This is a genomic window from Cryobacterium sp. Y57 (assembly GCF_002929505.1).
GTDB lineage: Bacteria > Actinomycetota > Actinomycetes > Actinomycetales > Microbacteriaceae > Cryobacterium.
The window spans coordinates 39,584-58,435 of record NZ_PJJL01000057.1 but is presented as its reverse complement, the minus strand read 5'-3'; the positions used below and the strand labels follow the sequence as shown (position 1 = coordinate 58,435).

Below are 18,852 nucleotides of genomic sequence, written 5' to 3'. Positions count from 1 at the left end.
TGTCCGCGCCACCCCGAAGTGCACGGACCAAAAACCCAGCGAACGGGCGTACCTAGCGTCCATCATTCGCGCCAGATGAAGGACATGCGCCCAAAAAACACGGAAATGCCCCATGCCCACGTTGCCCTCAAAAACACTCATATTTACCGTAAAAGCCGCAAACCACGAACCCGCCGACACGAGATCGTCGCGGCGACCGGTACCGTACTCGTGATCGCCGGTTTGGTCGCCAGCAGCGGATTCGTCGCTCAATCGGCCGATGCCAAGCAAGACAGCATCGCCGCCACGACTGTACTCACCGAAAGCACGGGCCTGCAGAGCGATCAACTCGACTTTTACGTGCAGCGCGGTGAGACGATCACTCGCGATAACGCATCCGCTGCCTTGAGCGCGGCCAACGTCGTCATCGCTGCCAGTCAAAGCAAAGTGGATGCCACCACTCTCACCTCCGTAGCCACCTCGCTTGCCAGCTACGCGATCCTGCCGATCGAGCGGGTGGAATCGCTCACGGCCGAGGCGAAGGCGGAGACCGCGTCGGTCGCTGCTGCCACGGCTACAGTCGACCGCGTCGCCGCCGAGGCCGCTGCGGCGGCCGCTGCCGCCGCGGCTGCTGAAGCAGCAGCGCAAGCCGCAGCCGAAGCCGCTCGCGTGCAATCCCTAGCCGGCGGCAACTCCGTCGATGGTGCGCGCGCCACTGCGCGTTCGATGGCCGCCTCGCAGTTCGGCTGGGGTGAGGACCAGTTCAGCTGCCTCGATCGGTTGTGGCAGAAGGAATCGCGCTGGAACTATGCGGCCATGAATTCCAGCAGTGGTGCGACCGGAATTCCTCAGGCACTTCCCGGTAGCAAGATGGCGTCGGCCGGCGACGACTGGGCTACCAACGCCACCACGCAGATCAGCTGGGGTCTCGGCTATATCAAAGCCTCGTCCTACGGAACGCCGTGCGCGGCCTGGTCGCACTCGCAGTCTGTCGGCTGGTACTAAAGCGCTCGGCGTCAGCGGTTTATGCCCCGGTCACGACCGAATCGACGAGCAACAGGCTCTTTCATAGTGGCCGGTCGCAGGTTCTGCGGTGACCAACCAGGGTGCAGGGCCCGGCGCTACGATGTGTTTATAAGGACTCCGTGATTGAGTTCGGCGAGGCACACCGATGTGCCCGTCGCAGGAGCCCGCACTCAGAGTTCGTCTGTGTTCACAGTGCGCTGGTTGTTGCTCGTAGGTTGCCTGGTCATTGCCGTGCCGGATTCCCAGCTGGGAAGGCCGGCAGTGTCCGGTAGCTTGTGGGCGTGAACAAGCCGCACCCGCACGGCGATGAATTTCATGGAGGCGTTTTTTCAATGTCGTCTGGTTTCACCCGATCGGGTCCGTCGCCGTCGGATCTATCCCCTTCAGGCCCAACGCTCGAAACGTTCATAGTTGATTACTATGAGCATCTAACAGACGAAGATGCAGCGGCCTACACCCGGGAGCTTTTGGAAGCTCGGGCGCGTGCCCATTGGCGGGTCGCGCAGCGCCGGGTACCCAAGACCGCGGCCGTCGAGATCCACAATGAATCCGGTCGGAGTGTCGTCTATATCGTCACCGACGACATGCCTTTTCTCGTTGACTCAGTCACGGCCGAGCTGGTGCGCCAGCACTCCGCCATCCACTTGGTCGTGCACCCCCTGCTCATCGTCGCTCGCAGCAAGTCCACGAACGATCTCGTCGATATCAACCGCATCCCGGCCAGCGTCGGCGTCTCCAGTGCCGGCGTCTCCAGTGGTGACACCTCGGCCATGCCCAATATCGCCCACCTCATCGCGACCGGTGATGATGCCTCACATCTCGAGTCCTGGATCGCCATCGAGATCGACAGCGCGAGCGACGATGAGCAGACCAGCCTCATCGCTGGGCTAACTGCTGTGCTCAACGACGTGCGGGCCGCGGTCGAAGACTGGCCGCTCATGCGCACCAAAGCCATGCAGATCGCACAAGCGCTCGACACAATCGTTGACGGCGAGCACATCAAAGACCTTCGCCAGACCCAGCAGCTTTTGCAGTGGCTCGACGAGGGTAATTTCGCTTTTCTCGGTTACCGCGAATACAACCTCGAAACGCAGGACGGTGAGGACGTGCTCACTCTCATCAAGGGCAGCGGCCTCGGTCTGCTGCGTTCCGCCGACGACCGCCACCAGATTCAGCACCTGACCGATGCCGGCCGTCACAAGGCGCGCGAGCGCACCGCCCTGGTGATCACCAAGGCCAACTCCCGGTCCACCGTGCACCGTCCCGCCTACTTCGACTACATCGGAATCAAGAGTTTCGATGCCGCCGGCGAGGTCGACGGTGAGCAGCGGTTTATCGGCCTGTTCGCCGCGAGTGCGTACACCAGTTCGGTCACCGCGGTTCCGGTGCTGCGCGAGAAGGTCGAGGCTGTCATGACCGAGGTCGGTTTTCCGCCCGACTCGCACAGCGGAAAAGACTTGCTCGGCATCATGGAAACGTATCCTCGTGACGAGCTCTTCCAGATCGAGGTGCCCGCCCTCGTCACAGCGTCGCTCGCGATTCAGCGTCTGCAAGAGCGCCGTCGCACCAGTCTGTTTCTACGACCCGACATTTACGGCCGGTTCATGTCAGCCCTGGTCTACCTTCCGCGTGACCGCTACAACACCGGCGTGCGACTGCGCATCGAGAAAGAACTACAAGAGACGTTCAACTCGGAGTCGCTCGATTTTGAAGCGCGAATGACCGAATCTGCGCTGGCGCGCTTGTTCTATCGCATCCGCCTGCCCAAAGATGTCCTGGCGGACTCCGTCGATATCGCGGCGCTGGAACAACGCCTGGCCAGAGCCGTTCGATCCTGGCCCGAGGGGATCAGCGACGAACTGTGCAAGGCACACTCGGTTGAGGACGCGGAGCGGTTGGCCGACGTGTGGGCCGACGCTTTTCCCGCCAGTTACCGGGTCGACTACGAAATTACTGATGCGCTGCAAGACATCGGGCGATTCGAGGCCTGCGCTGCGAAAAACAGTCGCCCCGGACTCTACGTGTATCTGCCCAAAACGGCCGGAGACCCGGGCGAGGACGCCCGCATCAAGCTCTACATGACCGAACCGAAAAGCCTCAGCCAGATTCTGCCCTTTCTGCAAAACCTCGGCATCGAGGTGCTCGATGAGGTGCCGTTTGAAATTCAGACCACCGATGGGCGTCGCTTCTACCTCTACGACCTCGGCCTGCACTACCCGGCCGGAGTCGACCCGGTCGCGACCGGCGCACTGCTGGCAGACTCCTTCGGCGCGGCCATCAGCGGCGCCATCGAATCCGACAGCCTCGACCGCCTGGTCCTACAAGACGGATTACCTTGGCACCGCGTGGTTATTCTTCGCAGCTACGCCAAGTACCTGCGCCAGATCGGCAACACCAACTCTTACGGTTTCGTCGCGAACGCCTTGCTGGCCAACCCGGCCGTCACGCTCGGCCTCGTTGCCCTGTTCGAGGCCCGATTCGATCCGGATCTGGCCGACGACGAGCGGATGCTCCGCGTCGCCGACGTACGCGAACAGCTGCGGGTCGCAATGGAGCAGGTGGCCACCCTCGACGCCGACCGGGTGCTGCGCACGCTCATCACCCTGATCGAAGCGACGCTGCGCACGAATTTCTTTCAGTACAAGCCCTATCTCAGCATCAAACTCGATCCATCACAGATCGCGCAGATGCCCTCACCCAGGCCTATGTACGAAATCTGGGTGTATTCGCCGCGCGTGGAGGGTGTGCACCTGCGTTTTGGCAAGGTAGCCCGCGGCGGGCTGCGCTGGTCCGACCGCCGTGAAGACTTCCGGACCGAGGTGCTCGGCCTGGTCAAGGCCCAAACGGTCAAGAACGCCGTCATCGTGCCCACCGGCGCCAAGGGTGGATTCTTCGCCAAGAAGCTACCCGACCCCGGTCGTGACCGTGCGGCCTGGATGGCCGAGGGTATCGATAGCTACAAGACCTTCATTCGTGGACTGCTCGACCTGACCGACAACCTGGTGGCCGACGTCGATGGCGAACACGTCGTTGCACCGCACCGGGTGGTGCGGCATGACGACGATGACAGCTACCTTGTCGTCGCCGCTGACAAGGGCACGGCATCCTTCTCCGACATCGCCAATGAGCTGGCCGCCGAATACGGTTTCTGGCTCGGCGACGCTTTCGCCTCCGGTGGTTCGGTCGGCTACGACCACAAGGAGATGGGAATCACCGCCAAGGGCGCCTGGGAGTCGGTCAAGCGCCACTTCAGCGAACTCGGTGTTGACATTCAAACCGACGACTTCACCGTCGTCGGTGTCGGCGACATGTCCGGCGACGTCTTCGGCAACGGCATGCTGCTCTCCAAGCACACCAAACTCGTCGCGGCTTTCGACCATCGGCACATTTTTCTCGACCCCAACCCCGATCCGTCGCTCTCTTTCACGGAACGCACCCGGTTGTTCGAGCTGCCGCGCTCATCCTGGGCCGACTACCGGACCGATCTGATCAGCGCTGGTGGCGGCGTCTTCCCTCGCCAGGCCAAGGTCGTTCCCATCTCGGCCGAGGTGCAGGTCGTGCTCGGGCTGCCAGAGGGGACCGCCCAGCTGAGCCCGCCGGAATTGCTACGGGCGATTCTGCTAACGCCGGCTGACCTGCTCTACAACGGCGGTATCGGAACTTACATCAAAGCGAGCAGCGAATCGGCCGCGCAGGTTGGCGATAAAGCCAACGACGGCATTCGGGTCGATGGCCGGGACCTGCGGGTCAAAGTCGTCGGCGAGGGCGGCAACCTCGGGTTCACTCAACTCGGCCGCATCGAAGCTGCGCTTGCCGGAGTCATCCTCAACACCGACGCGATCGACAACTCGGCCGGGGTGGACTGTTCCGACCACGAAGTCAACATCAAGATCTTCGTGGACCGAATGGTCGCCGCCGGCAAACTCGACCCGGCCGAGCGGGCCGGGTTCCTCGCCGAGATGACCGACGAGGTCGGGCGGCTAGTGCTGGTGGACAACGTCGACCAGAATATTCTGCTGCTCAACGACCGCATGCTCGTGAACAACTGGAGCCCGAGCTACGAGCGCCTCATGAACTGGCTTGAAGGATCGGGAGATCTGCAGCGCGAGCTGGAGGCTTTGCCGACGACAGCCACACTACGGGAGCGTCTGGACCGCGGGCAGGGACTAACCAGCCCCGAGTTGAGCGTGCTTGCCGCCTACGCCAAGATCGCGCTGGCTACCGCGCTGCGGAGCAGCGACCTGGCCGATGACCCGTGGTTCGGTAATACCCTGCGCGCATACTTCCCGAAGCACCTGTCCGAACGTTTCGATGCCGAGCTGGACACGCATCCGCTTCGCCGGGAGATTATCGCGACGGTCGTCGCGAACGACATGATCAACCTCGGCGGCGTCACCTTCGCTTTCCGTGCGATGGAGGAGACCTCGGCTAACTCGGCGACGATCGCGCGCGCTTTCGTGGCTCTGCGCGAGGTTTTCGACCTCGACTCGATGGTCGACGAACTCAACGCGCTACCGTCGTCGTTCCCGACCAAAAAATGGACGTCGATCCACCTGGACATTCGCCGCTTGCTCGACCGTGCTGTGCGTTGGCAGGTCAATCAGGGTGCCAACATGCCTGTCGGCGCGGTCATCGCCGCGTACAAGCCGCAGATCGCGCTCGTGCGCGCGCACCTCGGCGACTACCTACAGGGCACCGATCGCGGGCGCCTCGAAACACAGGAGAAGAAGGCCAGGGAGTGGGGTCTGCCCGACCAGCTCGGTCGCCGCTGGTCGGAATTGTTCGAAGCGTACGCGCTGCTCGACGTGGCCATGATCGCGGCCAGGGCGGGTGTGCAGGTCACCCGGGTCGCCGAAATCTATTACACGATCTACAACCGTTTCGGCATCGACAATCTGCTCGAGCGCATCACCAAGTTGCCGCGCAAGAACCGCTGGCAGGCTCTCGCTCGCGCAGCTCTCCGCGACGACCTCTACTCGACCGTCGCAAATATGACGCGGTCCGTGCTCGATGAACCACATGCCGGAACTGCCGACGAGCGCCTCCTCGCTTGGGAAGAACTCAACGCTGAACAGCTCGGCCGGGCCCGTAGCGTGTTCGACGAGGTCAATTCGCTCGCGCAAGACGACATGGCGTCTCTCTCGGTCGCCGTGCGCCTGCTGCGTTCCATCGTGCGCCGCTGAGCATTGAGTGACGGCGGGTGCGACTGACCCATTGCTAACGCTGCTGATTGGCGCCGCCGGCGGTCGGGACAACGGCGCTCAGGCATCCCAGTCGCGCACCGGGAGATTGTCGAGCCAGTCCTCGAGCGGGGTCGACGTAATCGTGGCACTGGCGAGTGGGGGGCCGTGCGCTGGCGGCACGCGAGACGACGATTGCTGATCGAAATCGATGGCCGGAGTGATGGTGACAGTCATGGGAGGAAGAGCTATCCCCACGGAGGTCCATGCCTCGCCGGACAACCTGCTTATCGGATGTAGAAACGTGTGAAACATCAAAACCCCTGACTCGAAGCGGTCAAAACCGCTACCGAGGTCTGGGGTAACACTCTGACGCTACGCGTAAAGGCGTTCAAACATCAAGAGTTCTGCACTAACGGTAGGAAAACTCGCCGCTAAAAAAGGCAGTGAATCTCTGCTCGCGAGTGAGCCGGGTTCGGCTAGGGCAGGGAGGCAATCACAATGGCAGCGGCCATCCACAGCGGCATCGCTAGGACCATGAGTCCGAGGCCGACCCATTGCAGCCGCGCGTACGGCGGGTTGATGCCGCCGCGATTACGGGTGCGCACAATGTCGACCACCGAGATGACCATGCCGACGAACATGAGTGGAGAAACCGAAAGCAGCACGAGAACGTTGAGCGGGTCATCGCGCACAGACGAGCACACTGCGACGCCGGGCACGCAGTAGACAACGAACAGTGCCGCGCTGATCCAGAGCGAAATGGGAATGTGCCGCGTCGACGTCGTGATAATTGCGTGCATGATGCGACCCCCGTTAGTGCCTGCGATTTCTGACAGTAGCACGGGGGGGGTGAGGCTGGGTCAGCCGATGTAGCCGAGTTGGGTGAGCCTGGTGCGGACCTCGGCGTCGCTCGGCTCGACCAGGTGCGTGTCGTCGGGAAACACGATGACGGGAATGTTGGTGCGTCCGCTAATGGCGCGGGCGCGGTCGGCGCCGTCCTCGACAAGCAGCAGATCGACGTAGTCGTAGTCCACCTCGAGGCGGTCGAGCAGCGACTTGGAACGACGGCAATCGCTGCACCACTGTGCTCCATACATCGTGATGCGCGACGCGGCGGCAGTCGATTCAGTCATAAATACGAGTGTAAGCGGAGCACCTGAGTGTCAGGGATGGGGCATCCGCTTTAGTCGTGCAGGTGGTCGACCTGCCAGCCGGTGGACTGCTCGAGCAGATCCAGAATGTTTTGAGCGGATGCCCGCGCTTCGGCCTGGCCACGCACGTCCACCACGTCGATGGTCAGGGGCAGGCTTTCGCCGAACTTGGGAATCTCCACATCAATCCGGCCGCCGTCGGGCAGCGCGATGAAAGCGTTCGCTCCAGCCGGGTTCTCTACGTTCGTACCGAGGGCGGTGGCGATGGCCGCGAGGGCATCGGGCTTGGTGCGTTGAACCTGGGCGATGATGGTGGCAGTGAACGTCATGGGGCTCCGAATATGAGGGGTTGAGGACTCGTACAGTAAAGCAGTACCCGTACCCTGAATCTATGCCTTCTTATCGCGTCACCATGAGTATCGAATCCCTGCACTCGGGAACTGAGCCCGCCTCGGTTGTACCCCGGGCGGCGGCTGCGGCCGCCGAATTCACCACGGTGGAAGCGTCCGATCTGACGATCGTCGCCGGTGCAGCCCGGGTCATCGTGCGTTTCACGGCGGATGACTCGGCGTCGGCCCTGCAGATCGGCGCCCACGTCGTGGCAGATCTGCGGGTCGTCGCCGAGTTACGGGCGTCGCTGATCACCGAGCGAGTCAAGGGAACCTGGGTGCCGGTGCGCTGACCTCGACGTTCGTGCGGTACGGCACTCGGGCGCGGGCGACATGACGTCAGCCGCGCCCGTGTGCATATGTTGCGAAGCTACTCGACGGGCGCGGTGACCGTGTTGCTCTGCAGTGTGACGGCCGTCTGGGCCAGGAGGCGTCCGTTGATGGTGGCTCCGGTCTTCATGGCGATCATCGTCTGGCTGAGGATGGTGCCTTCGAAGTGCGCGGTCGTGCCGATGGCGACGGATCCGGCAACCTGCCAGAACACGTTCTTGGCCTGCACGCCGCCGGCGAGAATCACGTTCTGAGCTGAAGCCTGTTCCAGGTCCTTGGAGATCTGAAAGATGAAGACGTCATCCGCGGTGCCGGTGAGGGTGACGTCGGTGGAGATATTCACGTCGGTGCCCCACTTGTAGAGGCCCTGCGTGAGGGTCAGGCCACCGATTTCGCCGGCGCCCAAGTTGATGAAGTCCGGAGTGGTGCGCCCGGCGGCATCGGTATAGGCGATCTCGAGGTCGCTGACGGCCTCGGTGAGGTACGTGTCATCGGTCACGATGCAGGAGGGGCCCTCGGCATCGACGCTGTAAATCGTTCCGTCGACCTCCGGGCAGGTGACGTGAATAGCAGCTCCCGTGATGGGGCTCGCTCCGACGTTTCCGCTGATCGCGGACGCATAGACATCCGTGATGCCGGACTTGGAGAGGATGGCGAACGTGCCGGCCTCTCCAAGGTCGACTGCGGCGCGCGGTGCGGGTTCGGATGCGATGGCTCCGCCGACGCCGATGCTGCCCACTCCGATGATACCGACGACCAGGAGGGCGCCGAGAAGTCGCTTGCGCGACGATGAAAGCTGTGTGAACGAACTCATGTTTTTTTCCCTCTCCAAAGACCCGCACGATGCGGGTCGGGGCAGGGCCACGTGCTGATATAGCCGCCGGTGCTACACACCGGGCTTCTCCCGTTGATCAGGCTCGAAAGTAGGTGACGCCCCCAAGCCCCAACTGTCGTGCCCACCGGGCGCAATACGCACATACGTTCGTGCGCCCCCACGACAATGATTCCAACGAATAGAATCTGTCTAACCCCAGACTAGGGGTAGTACGGCAGTTTGCCGTCCATGGTTCGCCGGACGACTAAACGATCGGGTCCATCGAGCTCAGGTGGGAGGAGTCGTTCCACATCTGCAATACGCGGTTCTCGCGCTCCCATCCGAGCGTTGACACGGTTGCGGTGCCGAGGCTCAGGCTCTTGCCAGCGACGGCGGGCAGGCCCATCCAGCGTGCGGTCATGATGCGCAAAAAATGTCCGTGGGCGAAAATGGCAACCCGGCCCTCGGCTGCGAGGCAGGCGTCGATGGCGAGATCGGCCCGTGCGCCCACTTCCTCCACGGATTCACCACCCACAATAGGATCGCCCCACACGGTCCAGCCGGGAATTTCCAAGCGGATGTCCACGGTTCGGCGTCCCTCGTACACCCCGTAATCCCATTCCAGCACGTCGTCGGTGGCCACGCCCTGCGCGCCGTAACCGGCCCGTTCCATGGTTTCCCAGGCACGTACCAGCGGGCTCGAGTAGACCCGATCGAAGTGTCGCCCGTCCAGCATCTCGCCGAGAGCATCCGCTTGACGGCGCCCGAAGTCGGTCAATGGAATGTCGGTGCGCCCGGTGTGTTGACCGGAGATGCTCCACTCGGTCTGCCCGTGGCGAATAAGAACGATGTCGTTCTGGGTCATGCGGCTCCCTCGCGTGTGCCGCGGGAACGCGGCCGATCAAGTCTACGTTTCGTGCGCCGGGCAGCCCCGACGGGAACGCTTCGGCGTCGACCCTGCGGTCCGAAAAAATCGGCAGGCTGGACGCCACCTGCGCATGTGTCAACTGACCCCGGATGTTCAATTTCGACTCCGGCGAGAGACGTAGGCTAAAGGCCTAGCCATCGAGTCTGAGACGGGTGCCATGAGGGTCATTAGTTACAACCTCCGCAAGAACCGTGCCAGCGGCGAACTCGTCGCTCTGGCCGAACGGTACAGTCCCAACATTCTCTGCCTGCAGGAATGCAACACCATCGATCTGCCAGCCGAGGTCGGAAACCTGCACCTGGCCGACTCGACTCATCGCAATCGCCTCGGCCTGGCCATCTACTATCGCAAGGACCGCTTCACGGCGATCAGGACGCAGACCTTCGCGCTCAAGAAGTCCCTGCACGACCGTGTTGCCGCACCCGCGCACGAACGCCTGATCGCCACCCGCCTGGTTGATAATGTCGCTCAGCGGGAGTTCGTCGTGGCATCGTTTCACGCAGCGCCGCTGACCGCGCTCAATTCTCTGCGCCGCAACCAGATTCGTAACGCCCACGAAGAGTTGAGCGTTCTGGGCCCCGGCCTGCCGACCCTCATGGTCGGCGACTATAATTATCCGATCTTCCAGGGCAAGCTCGGCAATAAGGTGAACCAGTCCGGCTACGATCTCACGCTCAGCGATACGCGCACGTATACCCGGTATAAGTTCTTTCGCGGACACTTCGACCTGGCGACCTCGATGGGCTTGATAATTTCCAATGTCGAGACTCTCCCGCAGGGCACCTCAGATCACATGCCCATTCTGGTAACGGCTACCTATTCCAACGAGCACAGGATGCAGACGGATGCCGCGCATCACGTGGCCAACCCGGCCGCATCCGAGTCGGTATCCATCGAGGGCGCCGACTTCACCATTTGAGTTACTGGCCAAACCGCCGCCTGCCTTAGACGAGCAGTTCGATTACTCCGCGCACGATGGTCGCGAACGACCCGAGGTAGGCAACGATTACGAGCAGGCGGCGGGCCACGTGCGGTTCGACCACAGTGGCCAGCCGGTCACCAATGATGAGCCCCACGATGCAGGCGCATCCGATGAGCACCCAGACCGGCACGGGCAACTGGGGCAGGTCGGCCGATCCCAAGGCGAATTTTGAGGCCAGGGACGCCAGCCCGATCGTGAGAAAGTACGGTTGCATGGTCGCGGCAAAGGACCGCTGCGGCCATCCCGTGGCAATCGCGTAAATGCTCACCGCCGGACCGCCGACACCGGCCGTCGTGTTCATGAACCCGCTGGCCATGCCGGCCACCACGCGAAAACCGAGTCGGTCGCGCACGACGACCCGGCCGAGATTCACCGATATGGTCAGACCGGCTGCCACGAGGACGCCGATCGAAATTTCGAGCCAGGCGACCGAAACGAACTGCAAAACATAGGAGCCGGGCACGATGCCGACGACAGCGCAGAGCGCCAGAACTATGTAGCGCCGCCAGTCCACCAGCCGAAATACTCGCATCAAGATGATGCTCGCCGTGAGGACCCCGCACACGTTGACCACGATGACGCCGTCAACCGGCCCGAGCAATAAAACCAGAAAAGGCGCCGCTACCAGGGCGAAACCCATGCCCGTGATGCGCTGCATGCTCGACCCCACCAGTACGGCCGCAATCACCAGAACGGTCGTCCACACGTCAAGGTCTCCCAGCTCGGTTGTTGCTGTCCACGATACCGGCCCGGGCCGCACCGAATGGCGTGGGTAATGCTCGGTGGCCTAGCGTTGACACATTGGCAGCTAGCCGGCGCGACGAAAGGACAACGGATGACCGACCTCAGTTCTGCCACCGAAAACGTTTTGCAGGGGCGCACCTTCGACGCCGTATTGTTCGACATGGACGGTACCCTCATCGATTCCACGCCGGCGGTCGACCGTTCGTGGGCCGTTTGGAGAAGGGAATGGGGCGTAGCTGAAGACGAAACCGCCCACGGTCGCCCGGCGCGCGACATCATCGCAGAACTCGTGCCGGCCGCCCGCGTCGACGAGGCAATCGACCGCATTCTCGCCCTCGAAACCGCTGACACCGAAGACATCACCGTGCTGCCCGGCGCCGCAGCGCTCCTGAACAGCCTGCCGGAGAGTCGACGGGCGATCGTCACGTCCTGCGCGCGGCCACTGGCGGTCGCACGGCTGGCGGCATCCGCTTTGGTGGCACCGAGCGTGATCGTGACCATCGATGACACCCCGCGCGGCAAACCGTTCCCTGAACCGTTTCTGGAGGGAGCCGCCCGGCTCGGCGTCGACCCGCGCCGGTGTCTGGTCATCGAGGATGCACCCGCCGGGTTGCAGGCCGGCCGAGCCGCTGGCTGCACCACGATCGGGGTCGCCGGAACCTATCCAGCAGCCGAACTCGACGCCGACCTCGTCGTGCCCGGGCTCGATCATCTGCGCGTGGAATGCACTGACGACGGTCTCATTGTTCGGTTCGAGTTGCCGAAAAACTAAAGAACGGTCAGCGCTGCCACCCAAATGAACGTAACGTTGACAGACGGTATGTGCATTCGGCTTTTCCGAGTGGCGCGAGCCGCGTAACGAAAGGTTTTTCCCTCTTGGACGACGAATGCATCCACGGACTCGAGGGCCAATTGTGCGCTCTGTGCTTTCCCAAAATTATTACTGAGCCCCTCATTCCGGTGAAGAAGACCCGCGCTCCGAAGCTGTCCTCGCTGCGCGACCCGCTGCCGACCGCGGCTATGCCTGCGGCACGCACGGCTCGCCCGGTTCGCGTCGCCGGCGCGCCTCGCCCGGTGCGCACTGAGAAGGTCTCGACCGACAACGTCGACGAGCAGCGCGTGTACCACCTCACGCACATCAGCAACCTCGGTGCGATTCTGCAGGACGGACGCCTGCTCGCCAACGACGCCCTCACCGCGCGGCCCACCGTCGATATCTCCGCACCGGGCACCCGCGACCTGCGCCGGGCTGCCCGCGTCTCCGGTGATGGTCGCAGTGTTGCTGAGTACGTGCCCTTCTTTCTGTCGCCGAATGCGACCGTCTGGGAGAGCGTGCGCGCTGAAGCCGCTGAAGCCGCTGACCCGCGCCTGGCGCGCGATGCCCACGGCTCCGAGGCCTTCGACTTTGTCATGCTCGTGAGTACGGTCAAAAAGATCAACGATGGGATGGCGGAGCGTGCCGCGGCTGAAATTGTCTCGGCCAAGGCTCGGGTAGACGAGGCCCAGATAGACCCCGCCGAGGAAGCGGTTCCGTTCGTTGCGAGTGTGATCGCCGTCACCAACGGTGATGCCGCCGGCGCGCTGACCCGGTTCGGCGCCACGCCGGCCACCGCCGAACGTATGCTGCAGACCCTTCGCGCCGAAGCAGACGGCGCGATGATTCTCGAAGCCGAGCTACTCGTTCCCGACGCCGTGCCGATGGACCTGATCACGCTCATCGGCGTCTGCAACGACAACGTGCGCGAAACTGTGCGCGGCATCCTGAAGGCCAGCTCGTATCAGCCCAAGGTTGCGGTCTACCCGCCGTGGTTCCACACCTCCGCTGATCCCCAGTAAGGCTTGGTTTTCGGCCCGGACCCGGAGAGTAGGCCCATGATCTGGCCTGATAGTGAATCCAGACCTAGACGACCCCGAGCGGGAGCTGCTCACCGACGGGCAGCTCCACCCGGATCCGGTCGCCCGGGTGCACGATGCCGCCGGTCACCACGACGCCCATGATTCCGCCGCGGCGCTGAACCGAGCCGGCGGCATCCGTTGTGATGAGCTGCTTCATCAGGCCTTTCTGGTAGCTGTTGATGAGCGAGCAGGGGCTGCGCATGCCGGTGATCGAGACCACGGCGTCGCTGCCGAGGTACAGTCGGGTTCCGAGCGGCAGGGTCATCAGATCAATTCCGATGGTCGTCACGTTTTCGCCGAGCTTGCCCGGTGCGACCGTATACCCGGTGAGCACGAGGTCGTCGAACAACTCTGCGGCCATGAAGTGCACCTGGCAGAGGTTGGGCGCCGTGGGATTACGTTTTTTGGCGTAGCGGTGCTGCACCGTGGCGCCCGAGTGAGAATCGCCGTCGACACCGATTCCAGCCAGCAAACGGATGCTTGCGACCACCGGCTTGCTGAAGCGGTGCGCGTCATCGCGGCTGACCGAAACGACCGCGCCGGGACGTCTCTCGAGTGCCATGCCCTCGATTCTGCCATAGCGCACGCACGTTCGAGGGAACGTGTACAACGCCGACTGTGCAGACGTCAAAGTGTCTGCGTCAAGTGGTTGACGCACCAGCACGCTGGGCCTACATTTCATCAGTGGAAAGGTTGCCGATGACTAGTGTTGCCCCCGACAATCACTACCAGGCCACTGAGGGTATGGCTGAACCAGCGTCACTGCCGACAGACGAAACCGCCCCGCCTATTGCCCGGCCCTACCGGGCTCTGGAGCGAGAGTTGGAACGCGCGGTGCGCGATCGCGTCGACGTCAACCTGCGAGTCACCGCGGCGGTCAACGCCATGCGCGACGGTGGCTGTTCCTGGGCGGATATCGCACGCCTACTGGGTACCGCCCCGCAGACCGCGCACAAGAAGTACAGCAAACCGCGCCCGCCGCGCGCCCCTAAGGACGCCTGACGAAAGCAGAGCGTGCCCTACGCCGCGCCGCCGATAAGCCCGGGTGTTGGGGGCCGCACGTCGGGTCTGCGGCCCTCGGTCGGGTGATTGCAGTGTGGCCCAGATCACACGGTCGTGATATAGCCTTGAGGCAAATTCTCCCCGATTGAAAGGACACCATGCACGCCTCCGAAACACTCAGTAACAACCTGCAGTCCGTTCTGGTCGACCTGATCGAATTGCACGTGCAGGGCAAACAGGCGCATTGGAGCGTCGTGGGAAAGAACTTCCGCGACCTGCACTTGCAACTCGATGAGATCATCGTCGATGTGCGTGAATTCTCCGACCAGGTCGCCGAACGCATGCGCGCACTCGACGCGATGCCTGATGGTCGCAGCGAGACGGTCACCAAGGCCACCCACCTGCCGAAATTTCCCGACGGCGAAGTCGACACGGCCGAGACGGTCACCCTCATCACCGAACGGCTCGACGCCACGGTTGCCAACATGCGCAAGGTGCACAACGAGGTTGACGAGGAAGATCCCACCAGTGCCGATCTTCTTCACGCTTTCATCGAGAAGCTCGAGCAGTATTCCTGGATGGTCAGCGCGGAGAACCGCAAACCGCGCAAGCGTTCCGGGGTGAAATCCGCACACTGATCCTTCTGACGCGTACTCCAGGTTTCTCCTGGGGTAGCGTCGGTGTGGACGAGAAAAGTGCGATCATGATCAAATGACCTATCTCGCGAATGAATCCCGCTATGAGTCCATGCCCTACCGTCGTGTCGGGCGCAGCGGCCTCAAGCTTCCCGCCATTTCGCTCGGTCTGTGGCAGAACTTCGGCGATGACAAGCCGCTCGCTACACAACGAGCTATTCTCCGCCGGGCATTCGACCTGGGCATCACCCACTTCGACCTGGCCAACAACTACGGTCCGCCCGCCGGGTCGGCCGAAACGAACTTCGGCCAGCTGTACCGCGAAGATTTCAGCGCCCACCGCGACGAACTCGTGCTCTCGACCAAAGCCGGCTACGACATGTGGCCGGGCCCGTATGGCAACTTCGGCAGCCGTAAATACTTACTGTCGAGTCTCGACCAGTCGCTCTCGCGCATGGGCGTTGACTACGTTGATATCTTCTACTCGCACCGTGCCGACCCCGATACCCCGCTCGAAGAGACCATGGGCGCACTGCACACCGCCGTGACGAGTGGCCGCGCCCTCTACGCCGGAATTTCGTCGTACTCGCCCGCACGCACCCGAGAAGCAGCAGCGATTCTGGCCGACCTCGGAACCCCGCTGTTGATTCACCAGCCTTCCTACTCGATGTTCAATCGCTGGGTCGAGGACGACCTGCTCGATACGTTCGACGACATCGGCGTCGGCTGTATCGCGTTCTCGCCGCTGGCCCAGGGGCTGCTCACCGACCGCTATCTCGGTGGTATTCCGGCGGACTCCCGGGTCGCCCGGGATGGCTCGGCGAACAAGTCCATGGTGAGCGCGGAGGCGCTGACCCGTATCCGCGCCCTGACCGAGATCGCCTCCGCACGTGGTCAGTCACTCGCCCAGTTGGCATTGGCCTGGGTGCTGCGCAATTCAGAGGTGACCAGCGCGCTTATCGGGGCATCGTCGGTCGCCCAGCTTGAGGCAAACGTGGGGGCGCTGGAGAACCTCGACTTCAGCGCCGAGGAACTGGCTGCCATCGACGAGCACGCCGTCGATAACGGCATCAACCTGTGGGCGGCGTCGAGCGCGGTCTGATCACGGCTCGAGGAGACCGCGAATGTCATCGGCGGTCAGTGCGGTGCTGAACATGGCATCATCGTCGAGCACAGCGTTGAACAGCTGCGATTTTTGCTTCTGGAGCGCCACGACCTTCTCTTCGATAGTGCCGGTCGCGACGAGGCGGTAGACCATCACGTTGCGGGTCTGGCCGATGCGGTGGGTGCGGTCGATGGCCTGTGCCTCGGTTTGCGGGTTCCACCACGGGTCGAGCAGAAAGACGTAGTCGGCTTCGGTGAGGTTGAGACCGAAGCCACCGGCCTTGAGACTGATCAGGAACACCGGCGCCGCACCGCTTTTAAACCGGTCGATCACCTCGCTTCGCCGCAACGTCGACCCGTCGAGGTAGCAATACGGAACACCCTGCGCGTCGAGGCGGGCGGCGGCGAGCTTCAAAAATGATGTGAACTGGCTGAAGACGAGTGCCCGGTGTCCCTCGCTGATGACATCGTCGAGCTGTTCGAACAGGGCATCGAGCTTGCTCGAACGCACGCCCGCATACTTCGTGTCGACGAGGGATGCGTCGAGGCTCAACAGGCGCAGCAGGGTGAGCGAGCGAAAAATGATGAACCGGTTCTTGTCAAGTTCCTCGATCAACCCGTAGAGCTTTTGCCGTTCCCGCTGCAGAAACGTGTCGTAGAGCTTCTGGTGCGCCGGGTTCAGCGCGATCTGCAGCTCCTGCTCCTGCTTGGGCGGCAGGTCACGGGCCACGACGTCCTTGGTCCGGCGCAAAATCAGCGGGCGGATGCGCCGCCGCAGCTTCGCGAGCCGCTCGGGGTTCTCTCCCCGGGTCACCGGCCGTACGTAGTCCTCGATGAATTTGCGCGATGAGGCAAACAGGCCCGGCGCGACAATACTGAACAGCGACCACAGATCCATCAGGTTGTTCTCCAGTGGAGTCCCCGTGATGGCCAGTTTGAAGGGCGTGTTCAATTCTTTCGCGCAGGCATAGGCGCGGCTCGTGCGGTTCTTCACGAATTGCGCCTCATCGAGAATGAGGCCAGCCCAGGCCACCGCCTGGTACGCATCGAAATCGAGACGGAACAACGCGTACGACGTGATGAGTACGTCGACGTCGGTGGCGGCATCCGCTATGAGCGTGCGGCTTTTTACCTCCGTCGCCGTGAGGGTGCGCACCCGCAGTCCGGGTGTGAATCGAGTCGCCTCGTTCTGCCAGTTCGCCACAACGGATGTCGGTGCCACGACCAGGAACGGCCCCGGTTCAGAGGCAGTCGCGTGCACCAGCAGCGCCAGGGTCTGGAGTGTTTTACCGAGGCCCATGTCATCGGCGAGCACTCCGCCCAGCCGGTGCTTCCAGAGAAATGCGAGCCAGGCGAACCCCTCCTGCTGGTAGGGGCGCAGGGTGGCGCGTACGCCGCCGGGAACCGTGGTCGGGTCGATGCCGACCAGATTTTTGAGGCCGGCGGCGGCGGCCCGCCACGAGACGGCCGGCACTGTCTCGTCGGCGAGATCCTCGAAATCGCTCCATAAACTGGCTTGGTAGCGGCTGATGCGCAGGCCGGTCTCCCACTCCTGCAGTGCGCGGGCTTCGGTGATGAGTTCGTGCAGCTGCTCGAATTCGGGGCTCTGCAGGGAGAGATAGCTGTTGTCGACCAGTTTCAGGCGGGTCTGGCCCTTCGCAAGCGCCGTGAACAGCGGGCCGAATGGCACCGTGATCGCGCCGACGGTGACGATCACGCCGAGGTCGAACCAGTCGCGCTGGTCGGTCTCCACCGTTGTGATCACCAAGTGCGGCACTTCGGTGCGCTCAAAGTCATCGGGCAGTACCTCGGGAAAGCGCACCGAGGCATCCGTGCTGGTGACCAAGACGGTGCGCTGCAGCGCCGGGTAGACGGAGCCGAGAAACTCGCCCGTATCCTCTGCGGGAACCATCGCCGTTTCGACGCGTCCGACCAGGTGACGCTGCTCGCGGTTCAGTGGGCCAGCGGTCGGTGCGAGCGTGAACACGGTCGGCAGGCCGAACCGCACACTGTAGATGCCGTGGCCGGCGATGATTCCGGCAGCCTCGAGGGGGTGGTCCTCCCCGTCGATGTGCAGGCGGGCTTGAAGAACGAGGGGGCCGGCAGCATCCGTTCGGGAGGCGTCCAGGCTGATCTCGGCGAGCGAACCGATTCGCACAGAGACGTCTTTCTTGGCGCCGACGAAGCCGATGCCGAGCTGTTCGGCTTCTCGCAGCAATGGCCAGAGCAGCGCACTGGTGAAGTTGTCGAGGTAGATCCAGTCGGTCTCCTGGCTCGTGCACACCTCGCGCACGGCTTTGTAGAGGGCGGCGAATTGCGAGATCCAGCGGTGGTGTTCGGGGTCGAGGTTGAACCGGTTCAGCTGAAAGGTGAGGTGGCTCCAGGTGACGTTGCTGCGCACCCAGTTACCCTTCGCATTCGAGATGACCGGCCGCACGCCGAGCCGAAACTCGCCGTGGCCGGGCTCGAGCGTTTTCACCGGCTTGGCCGTCGGACCACGCCACCGGTCATTCGTGCGTGGAGTCTGCTCGCGCAGCTCGAACTGCAGCCCCATCGCCACTTTCGGGCCGGTAGCCAGTGCACGCGGTTGCCCGAAATTGCCGATTCGCGGCAGAGCGGATGCTGGCTGCTCGGGCGCCTGTACCAGCCGCTTCCACGCAGGGGTTAGGTCTGGGCCGTTCGACATTCC

18 protein-coding genes are annotated in these 18,852 nt (G+C 63.0%); 9 read left to right on the top strand and 9 right to left on the bottom strand.

Features of this window, described 5'->3' with window-relative positions:
* Positions 1–105: 105 nt before the first annotated feature.
* Together CXY72_RS04965 and CXY72_RS04960 are read left to right on the top strand one after the other, a co-directional pair.
* Positions 106–984 (top strand): hypothetical protein, encoded by an 879-nt coding sequence (locus CXY72_RS04965; protein ID WP_104126592.1) that lies wholly within the window; start codon positions 106–108, stop codon positions 982–984.
* 353 nt (positions 985–1,337) lie between these two features.
* Positions 1,338–6,188 (top strand): NAD-glutamate dehydrogenase, encoded by a 4,851-nt coding sequence (locus CXY72_RS04960; RefSeq protein ID WP_104126591.1) that lies wholly within the window; start codon positions 1,338–1,340, stop codon positions 6,186–6,188.
* A 78-nt stretch (positions 6,189–6,266) separates the two neighbouring features.
* Here the strand turns inward: CXY72_RS04960 and CXY72_RS19490 are convergent, their stop codons facing one another.
* From CXY72_RS19490 to CXY72_RS04945, 4 genes are all read right to left on the bottom strand, one after another.
* The gene (locus CXY72_RS19490; RefSeq protein WP_158252472.1) at positions 6,267–6,422 is read right to left on the bottom strand and encodes a hypothetical protein; all 156 of its coding nucleotides are present in this window, start codon (positions 6,420–6,422) and stop codon (positions 6,267–6,269) included.
* Positions 6,423–6,664: 242 nt separating this feature from the next.
* On the bottom strand, positions 6,665–6,988 hold the full coding sequence (locus CXY72_RS04955; protein WP_104126590.1) for a hypothetical protein: 324 nt from the start codon (positions 6,986–6,988) through the stop codon (positions 6,665–6,667).
* Positions 6,989–7,048: 60 nt separating this feature from the next.
* Positions 7,049–7,321, bottom strand: coding sequence for a glutaredoxin domain-containing protein (locus CXY72_RS04950; RefSeq protein WP_104126589.1), 273 nt, complete (start codon positions 7,319–7,321; stop codon positions 7,049–7,051).
* 50 nt (positions 7,322–7,371) lie between these two features.
* Positions 7,372–7,668 carry a hypothetical protein gene (locus CXY72_RS04945; RefSeq protein WP_104126588.1) on the bottom strand — a complete coding sequence of 99 codons (297 nt, stop codon included), beginning with the start codon at positions 7,666–7,668 and terminating at the stop codon, positions 7,372–7,374.
* 62 nt (positions 7,669–7,730) lie between these two features.
* Here CXY72_RS04945 and CXY72_RS04940 point away from each other — a divergent pair, with 62 nt between their 5' ends.
* A complete protein-coding gene (locus tag CXY72_RS04940; RefSeq protein WP_146071060.1) occupies positions 7,731–8,021 on the top strand; it encodes a hypothetical protein in 291 nt (96 codons plus the stop codon).
* Positions 8,022–8,098: 77 nt separating this feature from the next.
* Here CXY72_RS04940 and CXY72_RS04935 read toward each other — a convergent pair whose 3' ends face one another.
* The gene (locus CXY72_RS04935) at positions 8,099–8,872 is read right to left on the bottom strand and encodes an ice-binding family protein (protein WP_104126586.1); all 774 of its coding nucleotides are present in this window, start codon (positions 8,870–8,872) and stop codon (positions 8,099–8,101) included.
* A 265-nt stretch (positions 8,873–9,137) separates the two neighbouring features.
* Positions 9,138–9,737 carry a histidine phosphatase family protein gene (locus CXY72_RS04930; protein ID WP_104126585.1) on the bottom strand — a complete coding sequence of 200 codons (600 nt, stop codon included), beginning with the start codon at positions 9,735–9,737 and terminating at the stop codon, positions 9,138–9,140.
* A gap of 220 nt (positions 9,738–9,957) precedes the next feature.
* Between CXY72_RS04930 and CXY72_RS04925 the strand changes: the two genes are divergently transcribed.
* Positions 9,958–10,719 carry an endonuclease/exonuclease/phosphatase family protein gene (locus CXY72_RS04925; protein WP_146071059.1) on the top strand — a complete coding sequence of 254 codons (762 nt, stop codon included), beginning with the start codon at positions 9,958–9,960 and terminating at the stop codon, positions 10,717–10,719.
* Between the two features lie 25 nt (positions 10,720–10,744).
* Here CXY72_RS04925 and CXY72_RS04920 read toward each other — a convergent pair whose 3' ends face one another.
* A complete protein-coding gene (locus tag CXY72_RS04920) occupies positions 10,745–11,488 on the bottom strand; it encodes a sulfite exporter TauE/SafE family protein (protein WP_104126584.1) in 744 nt (247 codons plus the stop codon).
* 129 nt (positions 11,489–11,617) lie between these two features.
* Here CXY72_RS04920 and CXY72_RS04915 point away from each other — a divergent pair, with 129 nt between their 5' ends.
* Together CXY72_RS04915 and CXY72_RS04910 are read left to right on the top strand one after the other, a co-directional pair.
* Entirely contained in the window at positions 11,618–12,298 is a 681-nt protein-coding gene (locus CXY72_RS04915; protein ID WP_104126583.1) for an HAD-IA family hydrolase, read from the top strand.
* 188 nt (positions 12,299–12,486) lie between these two features.
* Complete coding sequence (locus CXY72_RS04910) at positions 12,487–13,362, top strand: DarT ssDNA thymidine ADP-ribosyltransferase family protein (protein WP_146071058.1); 876 nt, start codon at positions 12,487–12,489, stop codon at positions 13,360–13,362.
* A 64-nt stretch (positions 13,363–13,426) separates the two neighbouring features.
* Here the strand turns inward: CXY72_RS04910 and CXY72_RS04905 are convergent, their stop codons facing one another.
* Positions 13,427–13,984 (bottom strand): MOSC domain-containing protein, encoded by a 558-nt coding sequence (locus CXY72_RS04905; protein ID WP_104126581.1) that lies wholly within the window; start codon positions 13,982–13,984, stop codon positions 13,427–13,429.
* Positions 13,985–14,121: 137 nt separating this feature from the next.
* On the opposite strand from CXY72_RS04905, the gene CXY72_RS04900 reads away from it, so the two are divergent.
* The 3 genes from CXY72_RS04900 (at position 14,122) to mgrA (ending at position 16,161) form a co-directional block, all read left to right on the top strand.
* The gene (locus CXY72_RS04900; protein WP_104126580.1) at positions 14,122–14,424 is read left to right on the top strand and encodes a hypothetical protein; all 303 of its coding nucleotides are present in this window, start codon (positions 14,122–14,124) and stop codon (positions 14,422–14,424) included.
* 158 nt (positions 14,425–14,582) lie between these two features.
* Positions 14,583–15,062 (top strand): Dps family protein, encoded by a 480-nt coding sequence (locus CXY72_RS04895; protein WP_104126579.1) that lies wholly within the window; start codon positions 14,583–14,585, stop codon positions 15,060–15,062.
* 73 nt (positions 15,063–15,135) lie between these two features.
* Entirely contained in the window at positions 15,136–16,161 is a 1,026-nt protein-coding gene (mgrA, locus tag CXY72_RS04890; RefSeq protein WP_104126578.1) for an L-glyceraldehyde 3-phosphate reductase, read from the top strand.
* On the opposite strand, the gene CXY72_RS04885 is transcribed toward mgrA, so the two are convergent.
* Positions 16,162–18,849 carry a DEAD/DEAH box helicase gene (locus CXY72_RS04885; RefSeq protein ID WP_104126577.1) on the bottom strand — a complete coding sequence of 896 codons (2,688 nt, stop codon included), beginning with the start codon at positions 18,847–18,849 and terminating at the stop codon, positions 16,162–16,164. It abuts the gene before it with no gap.
* Positions 18,850–18,852 lie beyond the last annotated feature (3 nt).